Source organism: Brunnivagina elsteri CCALA 953 (assembly GCF_002289455.1).
In the GTDB taxonomy this organism is placed as follows: domain Bacteria; phylum Cyanobacteriota; class Cyanobacteriia; order Cyanobacteriales; family Nostocaceae; genus Brunnivagina; species Brunnivagina elsteri.
In genome coordinates this window covers 1-2,481 of record NZ_NTFS01000631.1, presented here as the reverse complement: position 1 = coordinate 2,481, position 2,481 = coordinate 1, and the positions used below count along the sequence as shown (strand labels likewise).

Here is a 2,481-nt window from a genome sequence, read left to right as displayed (position 1 = left end):
CCACAATCTCGTCGGAGGTATCGGGTGTTTGCAGTTGGAAACTTAAGTTCCGATGTTCTGCTTGCAAGCGCATTGAGTTGCCGACATCGGCAAATAATTCATTTAGACTTACCGAACCCATTTCCAAATCTGCTTTATCGGCTTCGATTTTGGCAAAGTCTAGAAGGTCTTGAATGATGTCGAATAAATGTAATGATAGTTTGTGTGCTTCGTTCAAATATTCGTCTTGCTCTTCGGAAGTATCTGCCATTCCATCGAGGATTAATTTCAAAAATCCAATAATCCCATTTAGGGGGGTACGAATTTCGTGGGAAACGTTGGCAAGAAATTCGCTTTTCCGACGGGTTGCTTCTTCGGCTTGCTGTCTGGCGGCAACCAGTTCTTTGTATAGTGTAGCGTGGGCGATCGCAGTTCCTACTTGGTCGGCTACTTCTTTTGCCAGTTCTATTTCTTCACCGGTCAATGGGTAACATTCGTTACATATCTCTACCACAATTATACTGTTGGGCTGGTCTTTATAACTGGTTGCGGCGACTAAAATTCTTTTCTTTTGTAAATAGGGATGTTGTGGTGTTTCGATGATAATTGGTTTGAGTTTTTGGAGCGCTTCTACAAATCCTGGTTCTAAGGTTATGTCGATTTCTAAACCGAGCATGGAACTAACATGGGATTGCCGATATTCTGCGATCGCTTCTAAAGTGGAGTAACCGGGATGATAGGGAAAAATCACACAGCGCTCAAAACGCAATAATCCCCCTAAACTATCGACTGTTTGCTGCCAAATCACTTCTAAATCTAAGGTACGTCGAATATTTCGGGTAAATTTTTCAACTAACTTTCGATGCTGTTGCGATCGCAATGTCAACTCCATCTGAGTCGGCATTGTTAATGACATTTTACCTTGATGGGGAAGTGGGTTAGGGTAACTTTCCCCAGGAATCGATTGCAATAATCGTCCCATTACCAACACTGTAGTTGCTGGATTACCCAATGTCCGCATAATTGGAGAAATTGCTAACTCTAATTCATACAAATGCTGACGATATCTAAACCAGCACTGACAACGTTCGGGTACTAATGTTGTTAAAATTCGATCCAATCTTTGTAAGTAGGCATCTTCATCAACTGCTACTAAGGATTCATTACCATTTAAATCGGCTACAATATCCTCTGTTTTAATTTCATAATTACTACCTGAATCATTACTGACATGCAAATTAAAGCTCAAATACTGTCCTGCCCGATCTTGAGTGTAAACAAGTTCGGCTCCTAAACTTTCCCATGAACCATCAGTGTTACTAGCATTCGATTCCAAGTTTTTTGACAATACCTTTGAAAGTTGGGAATTAGCAGTAATGCTCATGACTCAAATTTGGATAAGTTAATAGCAACCAAAATCAGGAGACAATGCCAGTGAATTTGTCAAGGGCATTCTCAGAGAGTAAAAACTCACCTGGAGTATCGCTGATTAAAGTTTGGCATAAAATTTTACAGCTTTGGGATGTTTACCTGTAGTTTTTTCGATGTTCTTCACTCCAGTATTACAAAAAACACATTTCTTAATACTTTTGTCAAGAGTTATTTCTAATTTTTAGTCATTCCACTCACCACGAGGAGGGATAGGTTTACGAACGGGGGTACGAGTTAGTTCGTCGTCTCTGGGTACATCACCACGCAACCACTGACGAATGGCAACTTCAATGACTTTGCTAGGATCATTTGTGAGATGCTGGATTTGTTCGATTAACTCGGAATCTAGACGGACTGCAATTTCAACCTTATCGGCAACACGTTGTTCCGCATCGGTTATTTTATCTTTCATATTCATAAATCGATGTACCTAAAATTGGTTTTCTCCAAAAGGTTCCGAAGAAAGCTTTATCTAGTAAGGTGGTAGGTGGAGCAATAAATATAACATCCAATACCTCCAATACTATTGTTGCTTTACCGACATTCACTGTTTATTGTACGCTTCTATTTCCTCAATGCCAGGTTCTCTGTGTAGAGGTTTAATATAAATTGACTAAAAGAGCCTATTTCTATTGGTCTAATCCGGTACAAAAAATTATAGCAACATCTCTTCCAAGTCTATGTCATCTTGAAGTCAGTGTATATAAATGATTCGGAGATTTTAGTCTAAAATAGGGGACATGCACCTATCTACAACTTTAGGTAGTTGTGGAGCGTGCGTGAAATATCTCAGGATAATGCAACAGGTATAGTTGAAAGGCTATTAAGTATAATTGGCACGTAAAGCCTGTTGGCATTGAGTTTAATGGCTATTTCAGGCGTTTTCAAGATACCTTTTTTTACTGACGTGCCGTTTTTACTCAATACCGAAAAACCATTGTGATCTTGCTGCCAAACATGAGAGGTAAGTAAGTAGTTCAGCGAAGCGATCTGTTTACTGTACGTTCGCTCATTTTTGACCCAAAAATTTAATTAAGCCTCACAGGGCTTGTAATCCAGACGATTCGGTCA

At 39.6% G+C, this 2,481-nt stretch carries 3 protein-coding genes and 1 pseudogene; all 4 read right to left on the bottom strand.

Annotation, left to right across the window (positions count from 1 at the left end; genetic code table 11):
- On the bottom strand, positions 1 to 1,363 hold a 1,363-nt coding region (locus CK510_RS29310; protein ID WP_095724974.1), incomplete at its 3' end, for a sensor histidine kinase.
- Between the two features lie 228 nt (positions 1,364 to 1,591).
- Complete coding sequence (locus CK510_RS29305; protein WP_095724973.1) at positions 1,592 to 1,828, bottom strand: hypothetical protein; 237 nt, start codon at positions 1,826 to 1,828, stop codon at positions 1,592 to 1,594.
- Positions 1,812 to 1,958 carry a hypothetical protein gene (locus CK510_RS33100; protein ID WP_211293347.1) on the bottom strand — a complete coding sequence of 49 codons (147 nt, stop codon included), beginning with the start codon at positions 1,956 to 1,958 and terminating at the stop codon, positions 1,812 to 1,814. The genes CK510_RS29305 and CK510_RS33100 overlap by 17 nt, the downstream gene beginning before the upstream one ends.
- Positions 1,959 to 2,337: 379 nt before the next feature.
- Positions 2,338 to 2,412, bottom strand: a pseudogene (locus tag CK510_RS34505) (hypothetical protein); the annotation flags it as partial.
- Positions 2,413 to 2,481 lie beyond the last annotated feature (69 nt).